15 protein-coding genes are annotated in these 16,740 nt (G+C 73.4%); 11 read left to right on the plus strand and 4 right to left on the minus strand.

The window, feature by feature from the left end; genetic code table 11:
• Positions 1-12: 12 nt before the first annotated feature.
• Positions 13-579 carry a GNAT family N-acetyltransferase gene (locus AC067A_RS27810; RefSeq protein WP_479245229.1) on the minus strand — a complete coding sequence of 189 codons (567 nt, stop codon included), beginning with the start codon at positions 577-579 and terminating at the stop codon, positions 13-15.
• 70 nt (positions 580-649) lie between these two features.
• On the opposite strand from AC067A_RS27810, the gene AC067A_RS27815 reads away from it, so the two are divergent.
• Both AC067A_RS27815 and AC067A_RS27820 read left to right on the plus strand, forming a co-directional pair.
• Positions 650-1,201, plus strand: coding sequence for a TetR/AcrR family transcriptional regulator (locus tag AC067A_RS27815; protein ID WP_479245230.1), 552 nt, complete (start codon positions 650-652; stop codon positions 1,199-1,201).
• Positions 1,198-2,742, plus strand: coding sequence for an MFS transporter (locus AC067A_RS27820; RefSeq protein WP_479245231.1), 1,545 nt, complete (start codon positions 1,198-1,200; stop codon positions 2,740-2,742). Before AC067A_RS27815 ends, AC067A_RS27820 begins: the two co-directional genes overlap by 4 nt.
• Positions 2,743-2,808: 66 nt before the next feature.
• Here the strand turns inward: AC067A_RS27820 and AC067A_RS27825 are convergent, their stop codons facing one another.
• Positions 2,809-3,480, minus strand: coding sequence for a lysophospholipid acyltransferase family protein (locus tag AC067A_RS27825; protein ID WP_479245232.1), 672 nt, complete (start codon positions 3,478-3,480; stop codon positions 2,809-2,811).
• Positions 3,481-3,726: 246 nt separating this feature from the next.
• Between AC067A_RS27825 and AC067A_RS27830 the strand changes: the two genes are divergently transcribed.
• The 3 genes from AC067A_RS27830 to AC067A_RS27840 all read left to right on the plus strand — a co-directional run bounded on the left by AC067A_RS27830 (position 3,727) and on the right by AC067A_RS27840 (position 6,338).
• Positions 3,727-4,902 carry a glycerophosphodiester phosphodiesterase gene (locus AC067A_RS27830; protein ID WP_479245233.1) on the plus strand — a complete coding sequence of 392 codons (1,176 nt, stop codon included), beginning with the start codon at positions 3,727-3,729 and terminating at the stop codon, positions 4,900-4,902.
• 404 nt (positions 4,903-5,306) lie between these two features.
• The gene (locus AC067A_RS27835) at positions 5,307-5,807 is read left to right on the plus strand and encodes a sigma-70 family RNA polymerase sigma factor (RefSeq protein WP_479245333.1); all 501 of its coding nucleotides are present in this window, start codon (positions 5,307-5,309) and stop codon (positions 5,805-5,807) included.
• Between the two features lie 36 nt (positions 5,808-5,843).
• Positions 5,844-6,338, plus strand: coding sequence for a GNAT family N-acetyltransferase (locus tag AC067A_RS27840; RefSeq protein ID WP_479245234.1), 495 nt, complete (start codon positions 5,844-5,846; stop codon positions 6,336-6,338).
• A 1-nt stretch (position 6,339) separates the two neighbouring features.
• On the opposite strand, the gene AC067A_RS27845 is transcribed toward AC067A_RS27840, so the two are convergent.
• Both AC067A_RS27845 and AC067A_RS27850 read right to left on the minus strand, forming a co-directional pair.
• Positions 6,340-6,774: a hypothetical protein gene (locus AC067A_RS27845; RefSeq protein ID WP_479245235.1), complete on the minus strand. Its 435-nt coding sequence runs from the start codon at positions 6,772-6,774 to the stop codon at positions 6,340-6,342.
• A 2-nt stretch (positions 6,775-6,776) separates the two neighbouring features.
• Positions 6,777-7,139, minus strand: a complete 363-nt coding sequence (locus tag AC067A_RS27850) for a hypothetical protein (RefSeq protein ID WP_470875829.1) — start codon at positions 7,137-7,139, stop codon at positions 6,777-6,779.
• A gap of 562 nt (positions 7,140-7,701) precedes the next feature.
• On the opposite strand from AC067A_RS27850, the gene AC067A_RS27855 reads away from it, so the two are divergent.
• The 6 genes from AC067A_RS27855 to cobT all read left to right on the plus strand — a co-directional run bounded on the left by AC067A_RS27855 (position 7,702) and on the right by cobT (position 16,519).
• Positions 7,702-8,757, plus strand: a complete 1,056-nt coding sequence (locus AC067A_RS27855; protein WP_479245236.1) for a methionine ABC transporter ATP-binding protein — start codon at positions 7,702-7,704, stop codon at positions 8,755-8,757.
• Entirely contained in the window at positions 8,754-9,422 is a 669-nt protein-coding gene (locus tag AC067A_RS27860; protein ID WP_479245237.1) for a methionine ABC transporter permease, read from the plus strand. The genes AC067A_RS27855 and AC067A_RS27860 overlap by 4 nt, the downstream gene beginning before the upstream one ends.
• Positions 9,423-9,515: 93 nt before the next feature.
• Positions 9,516-10,370: a MetQ/NlpA family ABC transporter substrate-binding protein gene (locus AC067A_RS27865; protein ID WP_479245238.1), complete on the plus strand. Its 855-nt coding sequence runs from the start codon at positions 9,516-9,518 to the stop codon at positions 10,368-10,370.
• Positions 10,371-10,576: 206 nt separating this feature from the next.
• A complete protein-coding gene (locus tag AC067A_RS27870; protein ID WP_479245239.1) occupies positions 10,577-11,212 on the plus strand; it encodes a GNAT family N-acetyltransferase in 636 nt (211 codons plus the stop codon).
• A 72-nt stretch (positions 11,213-11,284) separates the two neighbouring features.
• Positions 11,285-12,574 carry a precorrin-6y C5,15-methyltransferase (decarboxylating) subunit CbiE gene (cbiE, locus tag AC067A_RS27875; RefSeq protein WP_479245240.1) on the plus strand — a complete coding sequence of 430 codons (1,290 nt, stop codon included), beginning with the start codon at positions 11,285-11,287 and terminating at the stop codon, positions 12,572-12,574.
• Positions 12,575-12,985: 411 nt separating this feature from the next.
• Entirely contained in the window at positions 12,986-16,519 is a 3,534-nt protein-coding gene (gene cobT, locus AC067A_RS27880) for a nicotinate-nucleotide--dimethylbenzimidazole phosphoribosyltransferase (protein WP_479245241.1), read from the plus strand.
• The last annotated feature ends 221 nt before the right edge of the window (positions 16,520-16,740 follow it).

Here is a 16,740-nt window from a genome sequence, read left to right on the forward strand (position 1 = left end):
GTCCCGGTGTCCTCAGTCGCCCGCGCGCCGGACGTGCAGGTGGCCGTCGCGGGGGAAGGCGGGCGGCGTCGCCGGCAGGACGCGGTCGAAGGCGTAGCCGCTCTTCGACGCGACCCGGCACGACGCCGGGTTGTCGGCCTGGTGCAGCAGGTCGAGCCGCTCCAGGCCTTCGGGTCCGAAGGTCCCGAAGGCCCATGCCGTGAGCACCTCGAGCGCGCGCGGAGCCACGCCCTTCCCGCGCGCGTGCGCGGCGGTCCAGTAGCCCACCTCGGCCGCCGGGCCGCCGGGGGCGATTTTCTTGAGGACGGCGTTGCCCACCAGGGGCCCCTCCTCGGCGCCGGGACCTTCCTCCAGGACCGCGAAGGCGAAGCGCTCACCGGTGGTCCAGCCCTTCTGCTGGGTCTCCAGCCACCGTGCCCCGTCGGCCTCGTCGTCCACCCGGTGGCTCGTCCACTGGCGCAGTACGGGATCCCGACACGCCTCGATGAGCGAGGGGATGTCCCGTATGGACCAGGGGCGGAGGACGAGGGCGGGGAGGGTCGGTGTCGCGGCGGCCCGCAGGGTGACGGAGGAATCCACCGTATGAGCATAGGACGTCACCCAGAGTAAGAGTGAGACATTGATGTCTCAATTGATGTATGGTCGTCTCATGGCAGTCGATCGCAACCACGTGCTCCGCAGCGCCGCCGCCCTTCTCTCCCTCAAGGCCACCGCCACGATGGACGAGGTCGCCCGGGCGGCAGGGATCGGCCGGGCCACGCTGCACCGCCTGTTCGCCGGGCGGGACGCGCTGGTCCGGGCCCTCGAAGCGCTCGGGCTCGAGGAGCTGGAGCAGGCGCACGACCGGGCCCGGCTCGACGAGGGCCCCGAGGACGAGGCCCTCCGGCGACTCGTCGCCGAGGTGGAGCCCGTCGCCCCGCTGCTCTCGTTCCTGGTCACCGAGAACCAGCTGTTCGAGGGAGACGAGCGGAACGAGGGCTGGGCCCGCATCGACGCCCGGATCGTGGCCCTCTTCCGGCGGGGCCAGGAGAGCGGCGTCTTCCGGATCGACCTGACCCCCGCCTGGCTGTCCGAGGCCTTCTACGGGCTGATCGGATCCGGTGCCTGGGCCGTGCACGACGGCCGGGTCGCCGCCAAGGACTTTCAGTACATGATCGCCGAGCTGCTGCTCGGCGGAGCGCGCAGGAGCGTGGAGAAGTGAGCACCAGCACCGTCGACCCCAAGAGCCATATCGAGGGCGTGCACCGCCCCGGCCGGTGGCTCGCCCTTTCCGTGCTCGTCCTGGCCGTCCTGCTCGTGGCGGTCGACGCCACGGTGCTCGGCCTCGCGACCCCCTTCCTCTCCGAGGACCTGGAGCCGTCGGGCACCCAGCTGCTCTGGATCGGCGACGTCTACTCGTTCGTCATCGCGGGTCTCCTGGTCTCCATGGGCAGCCTGGGCGACCGCATCGGCCGCAAGAAGCTGCTGCTGATCGGCGCCACCGCGTTCGGCGCCGTCTCGGTCCTGAACGCCTACGCCACCAGCCCCGAGATGATGATCGCGGCCCGCGCGCTCCTCGGCGTCGCCGGCGCGACCCTGATGCCGGCCACCCTGGCGCTCATCCGGAACCTCTTCACCGACCCGCGCGAGCGCAGCCTGGCCATCGGCGTCTGGGGTGCCATGGCCTCGGCCGGCGCCGCCGTCGGACCGGTCGTCGGCGGGTTCCTCCTCGAGCACTTCTGGTGGGGCTCGGTCTTCCTGATCAACCTGCCCGTCATGGCGGTCCTCGTCCTCGTCGGCATCAAGCTGATCCCCGAGTCGAAGAACCCGAACCCGGGCCCCTGGGACCTGCCCAGCGTCACGCTCTCCCTCGTCGGCATGATCGGCGTCGTCTACGCGGTCAAGGAACTGGCCTCGCACGGCCTGTCCCTCGACGCCGGTGTCGCGGCCCTCGTCGGTGCCACCGGCCTGACCTGGTTCGTCCGCCGGCAGCTGACCCTGCCCGTGCCGCTCCTCGACATGCGCCTCTTCCGCCACCGCGGACTCTCCGGCGCCGTCCTGGCCGACCTGCTGACCATCCTCGGCCTCTCCGGCCTGGTCTTCTTCCTGTCCCAGTTCTTCCAGCTGGTCCAGGGCCGCCAGCCGCTCGAGGCCGGCCTCGCCGAACTCCCGGCGGCGGTCGGCGCGGTCGCGGCCGGTCTGGTCGCGGGGCTCGTGGCCCGCCGGTACTCCGTGCGGTCCGTGGTGACCGGCGGCCTCGCGGCGATCGGTCTCGCCCTCGCCGTCCTGACGACGCTCGACCAGCACACCGGCTACCCGCTGCTCGGTGCCGCCCTGCTCGTGGTCGGCGTGGGCGCCGGCTTCTCGTTCACCGTCACCGCCGACGTGATCCTCTCCAGCGTCCCGAAGGAACAGGCCGGATCGGCCTCCGCCGTCTCCGAGACGGCGTACGAGCTCGGCGCCGCCCTCGGCATCGCGGTCCTCGGCTCCATCGTGACCGGCGTCTACCAGGGCTTCGCCACCCCGGCGGGCGTCCCCTCCGGCATCGCGTCGGCCGCCCACGAGTCCCTCGGCGGTGCGGTCGAGGCCTCCGGCGCCCTCGCCCCGGACAGTGCGGCCGCCCTGGTCTCCGCCGCCCAGGAGGCGTTCGTCGACGGCCTGCGGATCGCGGCCGGCGTCGGCGCCGCGGTCCTCCTCGCGACGGCGGTCGCGGCCTGGTTCCTGCTGAGGGGCCAGAAGCTGGAGGACGGCGTCGAGCACTGACGCACCCGGTGAACGCGAAGGTGCCCCGCCCGGCCGACGGCCGGGCGGGGCACCTTCACACGGGGACTACGCGGCCTTCGCCTTGGTGGCGTACATGTCGACGTACTCCTGCCCGGACAGCCGCATCACCTCGGCCATCACCGAGTCCGTCACCGCCCGCAGCACATAGCGGTCGCGGTCCATCCCGTCGTACCGGGAGAACTCCATCGGCTCGCCGAAGCGGACCGTCACGCGGCCCGGCCGGGGGAGGCCCGCCCCGCCCGGCTGGATCTTGTCGGTGCCGATCATCGCGAACGGGATCACCGGAGCCCCGGTCATCAGGGTGAGCCGCGCGATGCCCGTACGGCCCCGGTACAGCCGGCCGTCGGGGGAGCGGGTGCCCTCCGGGTAGATCGAGAAGATCTTGCCCTCCTCGAGGACCCGGCGACCGGTCATCAGGGCCGCCACACCGCCGCGGCCGCCGTCCCGGTCCACCGGGATCATGCCGACGCTGGTGAAGAACCAGGCCATCGCCCGGCCCTTGAGGCCCTTGCCCGTGACGTACTCGTCCTTGCCGATGAAGTAGACCGGGCGGTCCAGGCAGATCGGCATGATCATCGAGTCGATGAAGGTCAGGTGGTTGCCCGCCAGGATGACGGGACCGGTGCCCGGGATGTTCTCGGCGCCCTCCACGCGGGGGCGGAACATCAGGCGCATGACCGGCCCCAGCACTGCCTTGATGATCGCGAGACGGGACAACGGTTCCTCCGGTGAGACGCGGGTCAGTCGAGCGAGTCAGCGTGCGAGTCAGTCGGGCTGACGGTGCAGCTGGCGACGATACTCGCGGGTCACCGTCGCCCGCACATCGGGTTCACGAACTGGATACGCGGTGTTGACGTGTGTTTCCGCCATGTTCCGCAGAGGTCTGCCGTCCGTAGGGCGTCTTTGCCTAGCGTCGGAACCCCTGATGGACAGGTACGGGACACCACACAGGAGGAGCCTTTCATGACACAGGGTGCGCAGCCGAGCCCGGCACGTCGGAGCGTTCTCGGAGCGGCCGGAGCGGCGGCGGTACTGGGGGCCACCACGGTCCTCCCCGCCGGCACCGCCCACGCCGGCGAGGCCCGGGGCGGCGAGAACCGGGGCGGCGGCCGCGGCTACCGCTCCCTCCCCGTCCCCACCGTCATCGCCCACCGGGGCGCCAGCGGCTACCGCCCCGAGCACACCCTCGGGTCCTACCGGCACGCGCTCGACCTCGGCGCCCACGTCATCGAGCAGGACCTCGTCCCCACCCGGGACGGCCACCTCGTCTGCCGCCACGAGAACGACATCACCGGCACCACGGACGTCGCCGACCATCCCGAGTTCGCCTCCCGGAAGACCACCAAGAGCGTCGACGGCACCTCTCTGACCGGCTGGTTCACCGAGGACTTCACGCTCGCCGAGCTCAGGACCCTGCGGGCCAAGGAGCGCATCCCCGGCACCCGCCAGGAGAACACCCTCTACGACGGACGCTGGACGATCCCCACCTTCGAGGAGGTGCTGCGCTGGGCCGAGGACGAGGGACGCCGCCGGGGCCGCGAGATCTGGCTCCACGTCGAGACCAAGCACCCCACCTACTTCCGCGGCCTCGGCCTCGGCCTGGAGGAGCGGCTCGCCAGGCTCCTGCGCCGGTACGGGCGCCACCGCGCCCACTCCCCGGTCTTCCTCCAGTCCTTCGAGCCGAGCAGCATCCAGCGCCTCGCCGAACTGGTGGACTCCCCGCGGGTGGTCCTGCTCTCCGGTGCGGGCACCCGCCCGTGGGACTTCGTCCGGGCCGGGGACCCGCGCACCGTCGCCGACCTGGTCACCCCGGCGGGCCTGCGCTGGATCGCCTCGTACGCGCAGGGCATCGGCCCCACCCTCGACCTGGTCATCCCCAAGGACGCGAGCGGTCGGCTCGGCACCCCGACCACCCTGGTCCGGGACGCGCACGCCGAAGGGCTGATCCTCCACCCGTACACGCACCGCAACGAGAACACCTTCCTGCCCGCCGACTTCCGCCGCGGCACGGACCCGAACGCCTACGGCGACTCCTTCGGAGCCCTGAAGCGGTACCTGGAGACCGGCATCGACGGCGTCTTCTCCGACAACACGGACACCGCGCTGCTCGCCGCCGCGGACTTCACCGCCCGCGCCTGAACCGCGGGGCCGCCGGTCCGCCGGGCGGGGAGCCGGAAGGGTGCCGGGCGCCGGCCCGGACACCCGGACCGGAGGGCTTCCGCGCGGCGGACCGGGGGCCGTGCGGGTGCTCACCGTGCCTGCGCGACCCCCCTCCCGGGTGGTTTACGCGTCCCACCGCAACCGCCGCCGCGCCACCCTGCATCGTGCCGGTCATGACCACCCCCACCACGCCCGCGCCCCCCACCACCCCGGCGCCCACGCTCGTGCCCCACGCCGTCCCCGCGCCCGCACCCCACTCCACCCCCGCGCCGGCCCACTCCACCCCCGCGCCGGCCCACTCCACGCCCGCGCCGGCCCACTCCACGCCCGCGCCCGCCCACGCGTCAGACACCGCCCCCGGTCTCCTCGCCGCGCTCGCCCCGCTGCTCGCCGCCGAGTCGGACGCGGAGGCGCCGGCCGCCGGAGTCGAACCGGGGGACCTGGAGCAGGCCGTCTGGCTGCGGCTCCTGGAGCGCCTCCAGGAGACCGGCACCGCGCCCGAGCGGCCCGCCGAATGGCTCCGCAGGGCCGTCCGGGCGGAGGCCCGCCGCGCCCGCAGGACCACCGACCGGGAGCGCCCCTACCGGGACGAGCCCGTCCACGAGCCGGGCGGCGCCGAACCCGAAGGCTCCCCGGAGCACTCGCTGATGGCCGCCGAGGGCCGCCGCACCCTCCGCGCGGCCGTCACCCGGACACCCGGCCGCTGCCCCCGGGTGCTCACGGCGATGCTCGACCCGGAGGACCACACCTACCGGGAAATCGCAGGGGAGTTGGGTATCTCACAGGGGAGTCTGGGGCCGATGCGTTCCCGTTGCCTGGGATGCCTGCGCAGAATGCTGGCTGCAGAGGTTCCCGCCCCCGGCCGACGGGGAAGGGTGCGGTAAACCGATGATCGACAGATGAGCGGGAGGCGCGCACACATGGGCCTGAGTGTGACCATCTCAGCAGCGGACGAGCAGGACGCGGAGCACATCCTGAAGCTGCAGTACCTCTGCTACCAGAGCGAGGCGGAGCTCTACGGGGACTGGTCCATCGAACCGCTCACCCAGTCGCTCGACGCCCTGCGCACCGAACTCCGCGAGGGGCACGGCCTCGTGGCCCGGCTCGGCGACGAGGTCGTCGCCTCCGTCCGCGCGCGCCTCGACGAGGACGGCACGGTACGGATCGCCAAACTGATCGTCCACCCGCGCATGCGCCGGCACGGTCTCGGCGGCCGGCTCCTCGACGGCATCGAGCGTCACTTCGCGTCCGGCGCCGACCCGCTCCCCGTGGTGCCCGCCAAGCGCTTCCAGCTCTTCACCGGCCACCGCAGCGAGGGCAACCTGCGGCTCTACCGCAGCAAGGGGTACGCGCAGGTCGCCACCCGCGAGCTCGGCCCCCGGCTCACCCTGGTGACCCTGGAGAAGGCCGCCTGACTCAGGCGGCCACCGCCGGGCGGGTTTTGCGCAGCCACCAGATGCCGGTCAGCGGCAGCAGCACCGGAATGAAGAGGTAGCCGTACCCGAAGTCGGACCAGACCGTCGCGTCCGGGAAGGCGGACGGTTCGACCAGCGTCCAGGTCCCGACGACCACGACGCCCGCGAGCTCGGCGGCGCAGCACACCAGCGCCGCCCTGCGGGCCTTCTCCCCACCCCGTACCAGCGTGTACGTGATGAACACGTAGACGACGGCCGCCACGGCCGACAGGCCGTACGCGAGCGGGGCCCGGTCGAACTCGGTGGCGATCTGGTAGATCGAGCGGGAGACCGCGCCGACCGACATCACGCCGTACAGCCAGACGAGCAGGATGCCCGGGCCCGAGACGAGTCGGTTCCGCGCGCCCCGCGCCGCCTTCTCCTGAGTCGCGGTCATGGTCAGCCCACCGTCCAGATGTCGTAGAGACGCACTTCGAGCACGGCCAGGACGACCGCGCCGGCCGCCACCGTCGCCGAACCCCACCGGCTGCGCTCCGCGAGCGACATGAACCCGGCGATCGGCACCGCGCACAGCGCGCCGAGGAGATAGGCGACGAAGATGGTCGTCCCCTCCTCGGCCTTCTCGCCGCGCACCAGCTGCACGATGCCGACGACCAGCTGGACCAGGACGAGGAACGTCACCACGGCCATGCCGATGAAGTGCCAGTCCTTGGTCGGCTGGTCCCGGAAGGCGGCGAAGCCGCACCAGGCGGCGAGGGCGAGCGCGGCCACGGAGACCGCGACCGTCAGGGCGTCAAGCATGCGCCCGAGGGTATTACGGTCCGAATGGCCCGATGCGCTCACCCCTCCCCGCCGGACGCCCCGCGCGTGGCCTTGGCCACAACCGGCGTCCCGCACGGGCCCCGTGGCGAAGCCCACGGCGCCGGACGGCGGGGCCTTCCCCGCAGGCCACGCAAGGGAACCGCGGACGCGGCGGGCCTCCCCGGTGTCCGCATGGCATCTCAACAGTGTCCGCTATTCGGACAAGCTCCTGGTGTTCGCAGCTGCGCATGTTTTACTTGCAGACATGACCACGACGAGCAGCCGCACCCTTGCGACCGAGGCGACCACGACGCCCGGTGCTCGTTGTATGTGTCGAATGTGCGCCTTCTGAGGGCCCCCGCCTGAGTCTCGCGCCCCGAAGCGAGACCCGACGGCACGCGCCGATCCCCCGTCTTCCGGCGGTGGACCGCGCCCGCCCCCGCGCACCCGCTGTCCCCCGGCCACCCGCCGGAGCGGCCCCCGTGCGCCTGACTGTCCGAATGACGAATTTCCCGTGCCCGGCAGACCCCGCGCCGCGCACTCGACAGTGACGGAAACCCCTGTGATCACCACTTCGGGCCTGACCAAGGTCTACGAGTCGCGCGGCCGACAGGTCACCGCTCTGGACGGCGTCGACCTCCACGTCCGCGAGGGCGAGGTGTTCGGCGTGATCGGCCAGAGCGGCGCCGGCAAGTCCTCGCTCATCCGCTGCGTCAACCTCCTGGAGCGCCCCACCTCCGGCACCGTGACCGTCGACGGCCTCGACCTCACCGCGCTCGCCGGCAAGGGCCGCCGGGCGGGCAAGGACCTGCGTCGGGCGCGCAGCAGCATCGGCATGGTCTTCCAGCACTTCAACCTGCTGTCCTCCCGCACGGTCAAGGACAACATCGAGCTCCCCCTGGAGATCCTCGGCGTCTCCGGCGCCGAGCGCTCCCGCCGCGCCCTCGAACTCCTCGACCTCGTCGGCCTCGCCGACAAGGCCAAGGCCTACCCGGGCCAGCTCTCCGGCGGCCAGAAGCAGCGGGTCGGCATCGCCCGCGCCCTCGCCGGCGAGCCCAAGGTCCTCCTCTCCGACGAGGCGACCAGCGCCCTCGACCCGGAGACCACGCGCTCCATCCTCCAGCTCCTGCGCGACCTCAACCGGCAGCTCGGCCTCACCGTCCTGCTCATCACGCACGAGATGGACGTCGTCAAGACGGTCTGCGACTCCGCCGCGCTCATGCAGCACGGCCGCATCGTCGAGTCCGGCACCGTCGGCGAACTGCTCGCCACCCCCGGCTCCCAGCTGGCCGCCGAGCTCTTCCCCGTCGGCGGCGCCGCCACCGGCCCCGACCGCACCGTCGTCGACGTCACCTTCCACGGCGAGGCCGCGACCCAGCCGGTCATCTCCCAGCTCTCCCGCACGTACAACATCGACATCTCGATCCTCGGGGCGGCGATGGACACCGTCGGCGGCAAGCAGATCGGCCGGATGCGGATCGAGCTCCCCGGACGGTACGAGGACAACGTCGTCCCGGTCGGCTTCCTGCGCGAGCAGGGCCTCCAGGTGGAGCGCGTGGAAGAGGACGCACAGCAGCCGGGCACCGTGCCCGTACTGGTCAAGGAAGGTGCCAAGTGACCTGGTCGGAGATGCAGCCCCTCCTGGAGCAGGGCACCGTCGACACCCTCTACATGGTTCTGTGGGCCACCGTCGTCACCGTGCTCGGCGGCCTGCCGCTCGGCATCCTCCTCGTCCTCACGGACAAGGGCGGACTGCTGCAGAACCGGCCGGTGAACAAGGTCGTCGGTGCGATCGTGAACATCGGGCGTTCGCTGCCCTTCATCATCCTGCTGATCGCCCTGATCCCCTTCACCACCTTCGTCGTCGGCACCTTCATCGGCCCGACCGCGATGATCGTGCCGCTCGCCATCGGCGCCATCCCCTTCTTCGCCCGCCTCGTCGAGACCGCCGTCCGCGAGGTCGACCACGGGCTCGTCGAGGCCGTCCAGGCCATGGGCGGCGGCATCCCCACCATCGTCCGCAAGGTGCTGCTCCCGCAGGCGCTGCCCTCGCTGATCTCGGCCGTCACCACCACCGTGATCGTGCTCATCGGCTACTCGGCGATGGCCGGCGCCGTCGGCGGCGAAGGCCTCGGCTCCAAGGCCGTCACCTACGGATACCAGCGCTTCGACACCACCTTCATGCTGGTCACCGTCGTCGTCCTGGTCCTGATCGTGACCGTCGTCCAGCTCATCGGCGACGGAGTCGTCCGACTCCTCGACCGCCGGGGCCGTACCGCGTAACGGCTCCCCGGCCACCCAGACTTCGTCCTTCGAAGAAACAGCCCGGACTTGTTGTCCAGGCGTCCACCGCACCACCGGAAAGAGGCACTCTTCGTGCGTAAGAACATCAAGCTCACCGCCGGTATCGCCGCCACCGCCGCCCTCGCCCTCGGCCTCACCGCCTGCGGCACCTCCTCGGACCCGTCCTCCTCCAAGGACAAGGCCGGCGCGGCCGACAAGCCGCTCGTCGTCGCCGCGTCCCCGACGCCGCACGCCGACATCCTCAACTACGTCAAGGACAACCTGGCCGAGAAGGCCGGCCTGAAGCTGGAGGTGAAGGAGTTCACGGACTACGTCCTGCCGAACACCGCCACCGAGTCCGGCCAGGTCGACGCCAACTTCTTCCAGCACAAGCCGTACCTCGACGACTTCAACCAGAAGAACGGCACCCACGTCGTCCCGGTGGTCAACGTCCACCTGGAGCCGCTGGGCCTCTACTCCAAGAGCCTCAAGTCGGTGAAGGACATCAAGCCCGGCCAGACCATCGCCGTGCCGAACGACACCACCAACGGCGGCCGCGCGCTCCAGCTGCTCGCCGAGAACGGCCTGATCACCGTCAAGCCGGGCGTCGGCACCAACGCCAAGCTGTCCGACATCACCGACAAGAAGGGCCTGGAGTTCAAGGAGCTGGAGGCCGCCACCGTGCCCCGCGCCCTGAACGACGTGGACGCCGCCGTCATCAACGGCAACTACGCCATCGAGGCCAAGCTCGAGCCGGCGAAGGACGCCCTCGTCCTGGAGAAGGCCGACGACAACCCGTACGCCAACTTCCTCGCCGTCAAGGAGGGCAACGAGAAGGACGCCCGCGTGCAGAAGCTCGCCGAGCTCCTCAACTCGCCCGAGGTGAAGAAGTACATCGAGGACACCTACAAGGGCTCGGTCATCCCGGCCTTCGGCGCGGTCAAGTAACGTCCGCGACCGGCCCCGCCGTCCGAGGGCCCGTCAGACCCGGTCCCCCGTACAGTCCTTGTGCAGAAGGCCCCCGCATCCCGTCCGGTGCGCGGGGCCTTCGCCGTACCCGCCCGACACCCCACCCGGCCATGCGCACCGACGGTCGCATGCTGCATGCTGTGCGTTCACGGTCGATTCGGACGGTCCACGGCATGGAGCTGCGCATGACTACCACCTTTCCGGACATCTCCATCAACACGGACCGGTTGGTGCTGCGCGCGCTCGAAGAGGCGGACGCCCCCGCCCTCGCCGAGATGATGAACGACGAGATGGTCGCCGCCTGGACGGCCGTGCCCCAGCCCTTCACCGAGACCGCCGCCCGCCAGTGGATCACCGAGTACGCCCCCGCCGAACGCGCCGCCGGCCGGGGTCTCGACCTCGCCGTCACCGAGTTCCTGACCCAGCGTCCGGTGGGCGTCGTCCAGCTGGGCAACACGAACTGGCGCGTCCGCTCCACCGAGATGTCCTACATCATCGCCCCCTGGGCCCGAGGCGAGGGATACGCCTCCGAGGCCGCGCTCGCCACCGCCCAGTGGCTCTTCGGCGACCAGGGGTTCGAGCGCATCGAACTGCGCACCGCGGCCGACAACACGGCGTCCCAGCAGGTCGCCCAGAAGATCGGCTGCATCAGCGAGGGCGTCCTGCGCAACGCCTGCATAGCCCGCACCCGCACCGAGGACGGCAGCTGGACCGACCTGCGCACCGACTTCATCGTCTGGGGCCTCCTCCCCGAGGACCTCGACGGCGTCGCCGACCAGATGGCCGAAGCCGGGTACTCCTCCTACACCGACTGGAGCTGAGCCCCCGGGACGATCCCGGGGTACGCTCGGCACGCCCCCGACCTGCGACAACACCACAGGAGACAGACGACGATGGCCGACCGCGTCACGGTGATCGGCTGGGACGGATCGCCCCTCACCGCGGCGGCCAGGTCCGCTCTCTCCGCCGCCACCCTGGTGGCCGGCGCCGCCCACCACCTGGCGCTGCCCGAGGTCCCGCCCGACGCCGAACGCATCCGCCTCGGCAGCGTCGACCTCGCCGCCCGCCGCATCGCGGGACACCGCGGCACCGCCGTCGTACTCGCCGACGGCGACCCCGGTTTCTTCGGCGTGGTCCGCACCCTGCGCGCCCCCGAGTACGGCCTGGAGATCGAGGTCGTCTCCGCCGTCTCCGCCGTCGCCGCCGCCTTCGCCCGGGCCGGCATGCCCTGGGAGGACGCCCGCGTCGTCGTCGCCCACCAGCGCACCCTGCGGCGCGCCGTGAACGTCTGCCGCGCCCACCCCAAGGTCGCCGTCCTCACCTCGCCCGGCGCCGGACCCGCCGAGCTCGCCCTCCTCCTCGAAGGCGTCCACCGCACCTTCGTCGTCTGCGAGGAGCTCGGCACCGACCGCGAACAGGTATCCGTCCTCACCTCCGACAAGGCCGCCGACCACGTCTGGCGCGACCCGAACGTCGTCCTCGTCATCGGCGGCGGCACCACCGGCGCCGCCACCCCCGGCGGCACCTGGCTGACGGGCCAGGACCCGGCCGCCCGGCCCGTACGCGGCTGGGGACTGCCCACCGAGGAGTACGCCCCCCAGGAGTACGGCCGCGGGCCCGCCAGTCCCACGGCCGGCCCGGCCCCCGACACCGCCGCACCCGCGGGGGCGCGCACCGCGGCGGGCGAGGACCCCGCCCTGCGCGCCGCGCAACTGGCCCGGCTCGGCCCCCGCGTCGGCGACCTCGTCTGGGACATCGGCTGCGCGGGCGGCGCCTTCGCCGTCGAGGCCGCCCGCTTCGGCGCCGCCGTCATCGCCGTGGACACCGACCCGTCGGCCTGCGCCCGCACCGAGGCGGCCGCCCGCCGCCACGGCGTCCTCCTCCAGGCCGTCCGCGGCAGCGCCCCGCACGTCCTGGAGCGCCTGCCCGAACCCGACGTCGTACGGGTCGCCGGGGGCGGGGTCCCCGTCGTCCGGGCCTGCGCCGACCGTCGCCCGGAACGCATCGTCGCCCACGCCTCCACCCGCGACGAGGCCGAGGCCATCGGCGCCGCCCTCGCCGACGGCGGCTACGCCGTCGAGAGCCTCCTGCTCCAGACCGTCGGCCTCGACCCCTCCGACTGGTCGGAACGCGAGCGTTCGGTCGTCTTCCTGCTGTCCGGCCGCAGGCCGGCGTCGGTCTAGACGGCGTCCTGCCGGTCGGGCCTGACCGGCAGGACACCCCTGGGTCCCGCCCGCCGGACCGGGGCCGGTCCGGCCCCGGCCACGCCGGGCGGATCCCACCCGTGACCCGGCCGCCCGCCCGGGGCAGGGTAGGCTGGCCGATTGTTGTACCGCGCCTGGACGTTCGATGCTCTGTGCGTCAATGTCCTGAATTGGTGGTGGCTTTCTGCCACTGATGTGCTGCGGGGCAAGGGGGGACCGCGCGACGTGGCGCAGTCCACAGCGCACCGTGGCGGATCTTCCTGCCACGATGGCACAGGACCGCGACAATGAGTGGGTGTCCGCGTGTTCTTCGTGCCGCGCGGCGCGCGCGCTCGTTGTTGTCGACGGGCGCAGGTCTGAAGGAGCACAACCGATGGGCGAGGGGTACGCATGACGGACACCGGCCAGGTCCCGGGCGAGGGACTGCCGGAGAACGCAGGCATGGTCGAGCAGCCGGGCATCCCCGCACCGGGCGCGTACACCTTCCTGGACCCCTCCGGGCACACCACCGACGACGACGACGTGCTGCTGATGCCGGGCGCCCAGGGCGCCTGGAGCGAGCACCCGCCGGGCTTCGTGCCCGCGCCGCCGGTCGCCGTACCGGCCCCGCCGGTCGCTCCCGTGGTCCCGAACCAGGCGGCGCCGCACCAGGGCGTTCCGCAGCCGGCCGCCCCGCTGGGCGACCCGCTCACCGGCCCCCTGCCGGACCCGCTCACGGGCCCCCTCCCCGACTCCGTCGCCCTCGCCGACGTGCTGACCGCCCCGCAGGGCCAGACCCCGCCGCAGGGCGTGCCGCTCGGCCACCCCGCGGGCACTCCCGCGCACGGCGTCCCCGCGGCCTACGAGCAGGTCGTCACCGACCACGGATACGAGCCCGGCATCCTCGACACCGGCGCGCACGAGGCCGCGGGCCGGGACACCGGCTCCGTCGACCTCGGCGGCGTCCGCGTGCCGCCGCCCGGTGCCGCCCCGACCCCGGCGCCCGCCCGGCGCCCGCTGCACATGGGCCCGCCCGTGCCCGACGCGACGGGTGGCGTCGTGCTCTCGCTGGCCGACCGCGGTCCGGCCGCCGCGCCCGCCCCGGCCCCGCAGGCCGTCCCGGTCGTGGCCACCGAGCCCGCGCCCGTCCCCGTACGGAACCCGGGACCGCCCACCACCGGCCCCGAGTACTTCGACATCCCGCAGGACCAGCAGCTCGCCCCGCAGGGCGCCGAGCCGTGGGCCGCGCAGCCGCAGGAGGCCGCGGCGCCCCCCGCCGCCGTCCCCGCAGAAACGGTCGTCCCGTCGACCGGCCGGTTCGTGCAGGTCGAGGGCACCGTCCCGACCGCTCCGCACCTGGCGCCGGTCGCGGCCGCCGAGGCGGTCGCGGAGACCCCGGAGCCGTCCCCGGCCCCCGAGCACGCCGAGGCCGAGGCCCCCGCGTCCGCCGTCGCGGAGCCCGCCGCCGAGGTCGTCCCGGAGCCCGCCCCCGAAGCCGTCGCCGAGACGCCGGACACGGCCCCCGTGGCCGTCGACGCCCAGGCCACCGTGCCCGCGCCGCGCGAGGGCGAGCCCGCCGCCGAGGCCCCCGTCCCCGCGGACGTCGTGGAGGCCGAGGAAGGCACCCCCGAGGCCGAGCCGGCGCCGGAGGCGCAGCCCGAGCCCGTCGCCGTCGCGGAGCAGCCGACCGAGGCCGCCGCCGAGGTCGTCCCCGAGGCCGTCGCGGAGCCCGTCGAGGTCGTCGCGGAGCCCGTCGCCGAAGCCGTCCCCGCCGCGCAGGCGCCGGCGGAGCACACTCCGGAGGAGGCCGCCGAGGCGGTCGCCGACGAGGCCCCGGCCGTCGTCGAGACCGTGCCGGAGACCCTGGAGCAGGCCCCGGAGCCGGAGGCCGCTCCCGAGGCCGCCCCGGTCGCCGAGCAGCCCGCCGCGCCCGTCGAGGAGGCGGCGCCGGTCGAGGCCGCCGAGGTTCCGGCGGCCCAGGTCGCCGAGCCGGCCGAGGCCGTGACCGTGGCCGTGACCGCCGAAGCGGACCGGCCCGTCGCGACCCCGGCGGAAGTCCCCGAGGCCCTCGCGACCCCCGCGGAGCCCGAGGCCGCCGTCGCCCCCGAGTCCGCGGCGGACGCGGTCGCCGCCCCCGAGGCCGCGGTCGTCGCCGAGGCCCCCGAGGCGGCGGTTGTCGCCGACGAGGACCCCGCCGCGGAGGAGGCGCCCGGCGCCCCCGCCCCCGGCTACGACGACGCCGAGCGCGAGGCCGTCCTGCGCGTGATGCGCGAGCGCCGCGACATCCGCAACGGCTTCCGCTCCGACCCGATCCCGCACGAGGTGCTGCTCCGCGTCCTGGAGGCCGCCCACACGGCCCCCAGCGTCGGCCACTCGCAGCCCTGGGACTTCGTCGTCATCCGCTCCGCCGAGACCCGGCAGACGATGCACGAACTGGCCCAGCGCCAGCGCGAGGCCTACGCCAAGTCGCTGCCGAAGGCCCGGGCGAAGCAGTTCAAGGAACTGAAGATCGAGGCCATCCTCGACACCCCGGTCAACATCGTCGTCACCGCCGACCCCACCCGGGGCGGCCGCCACACCCTCGGCCGCTACACGCAGCCGCAGATGGCCCCGTACTCCTCGGCGCTCGCCGTCGAGAACCTCTGGCTCGCGGCCCGCGCCGAGGGCCTGGGCGTCGGCTGGGTCAGCTTCTTCGACGAGCGCGAGATGGTCCGTGCCCTCGGCCTTCCCGAGCACCTCGAAGTGGTCGCGTACCTCTGCGTGGGATACGTCGACGAGTTCCCGGACGAGCCCGAGCTGGCCCAGGCGGGCTGGTCCAAGCGCCGTCCGCTGGCCTGGGTCGTCCACGAGGAGACGTACGGCCGCCGCGCCCTGCCCGGCGAGGAGCCGCACGACCTGCTCCAGGAGACCGTCGCCCACATCCGCCCGCTGGACGCCAAGGCGCTCGGCGAGGCCTGGGAGCGGCAGAAGCGGATGACCAAGCCGGCCGGCGCGCTCGGCATGCTGGAGATCATCTCCGCCCAGCTCTCCGGACTCTCCCGGATCTGCCCGCCGCCGATCCCGGAGCCCGCGGCCGTCGCGATCTTCGCCGGCGACCACGGCGTCCACGCCCAGGGCGTCACCCCCTGGCCGCAGGAGGTGACCGGCCAGATGGTCGCGAACTTCCTCGGCGGCGGAGCGGTCTGCAACGCCTTCGCGAACCAGGTCGGCGCCGAGGTCTGCGTCATCGACGTCGGCGTGGCCTCCGAGCTCCCGGCCACCCCCGGACTCCTGCCCCGCAAGGTCCGCCCGGGCACCGGCGACTTCACCACCGGTCTCGCGATGACCCGCGAGGAGGTGCTGGCCGCGATCGAGGTCGGCATCGAGACCGCCCGCGACCTCGTCGCGGCGGGCAACAAGGCGATCCTCACCGGTGAGATGGGCATCGCGAACACCACCGCGTCCGCCGCGCTCATCTCGGTCTACACCGGCGTCGACGCCGCCGAGGTCACCGGCCGCGGCACCGGCATCAACGACGAGACGCACGCCCGCAAGGTCGACGTGGTGCGCCGCGCCCTCGACCTGCACAAGCCGGACCCGGCGGACCCGATCGGCGTCCTCTCGGCGATCGGCGGCCTGGAGCACGCGGCGCTCGTCGGCCTGATCCTGGGCGCCGCCTCGCTGCGCACCCCGGTCATCCTGGACGGCGTCTCCACCGGCGCGGCGGCACTCGTCGCCCGGGCCATCGCGCCCGAGTCGCTCGCGGCCTGCATCGCCGGTCACCGCAGCGCCGAGCCCGGCCACGTCGCGGCCCTCAACAAGCTGGGCCTGCGCCCCCTGGTCGACCTGGACCTCCGCCTCGGCGAGGGCACGGGCGCACTGCTCGCGCTCCCGCTGGTGCAGAGCGCGGCCCGCGCGATGCACGAGGTCGCCACGTTCGACTCGGCCGGCGTCACCGAGAAGTAGGCACCACCCGGCTCGTCGCCCCGCCCGCCCCGGCGGGCGGGGCGGGCGGGGCGACGAGCGGGCCGCTGTCCGGGACGCGTGCCGACGCGCTGCCCCGCGCCTCTCGCAGGGCTCCGCCCGAGGCGCTCGTACGCCGTGGAGCCCGCCGTCCCCGAACCGGCCCCGGAACACGACCACGCCCCCGGTCGCCGGGAGATCCGTCACACCCTGCCGCCCGCAGG

This window comes from Streptomyces sp. NPDC043176 (assembly GCF_056436715.1).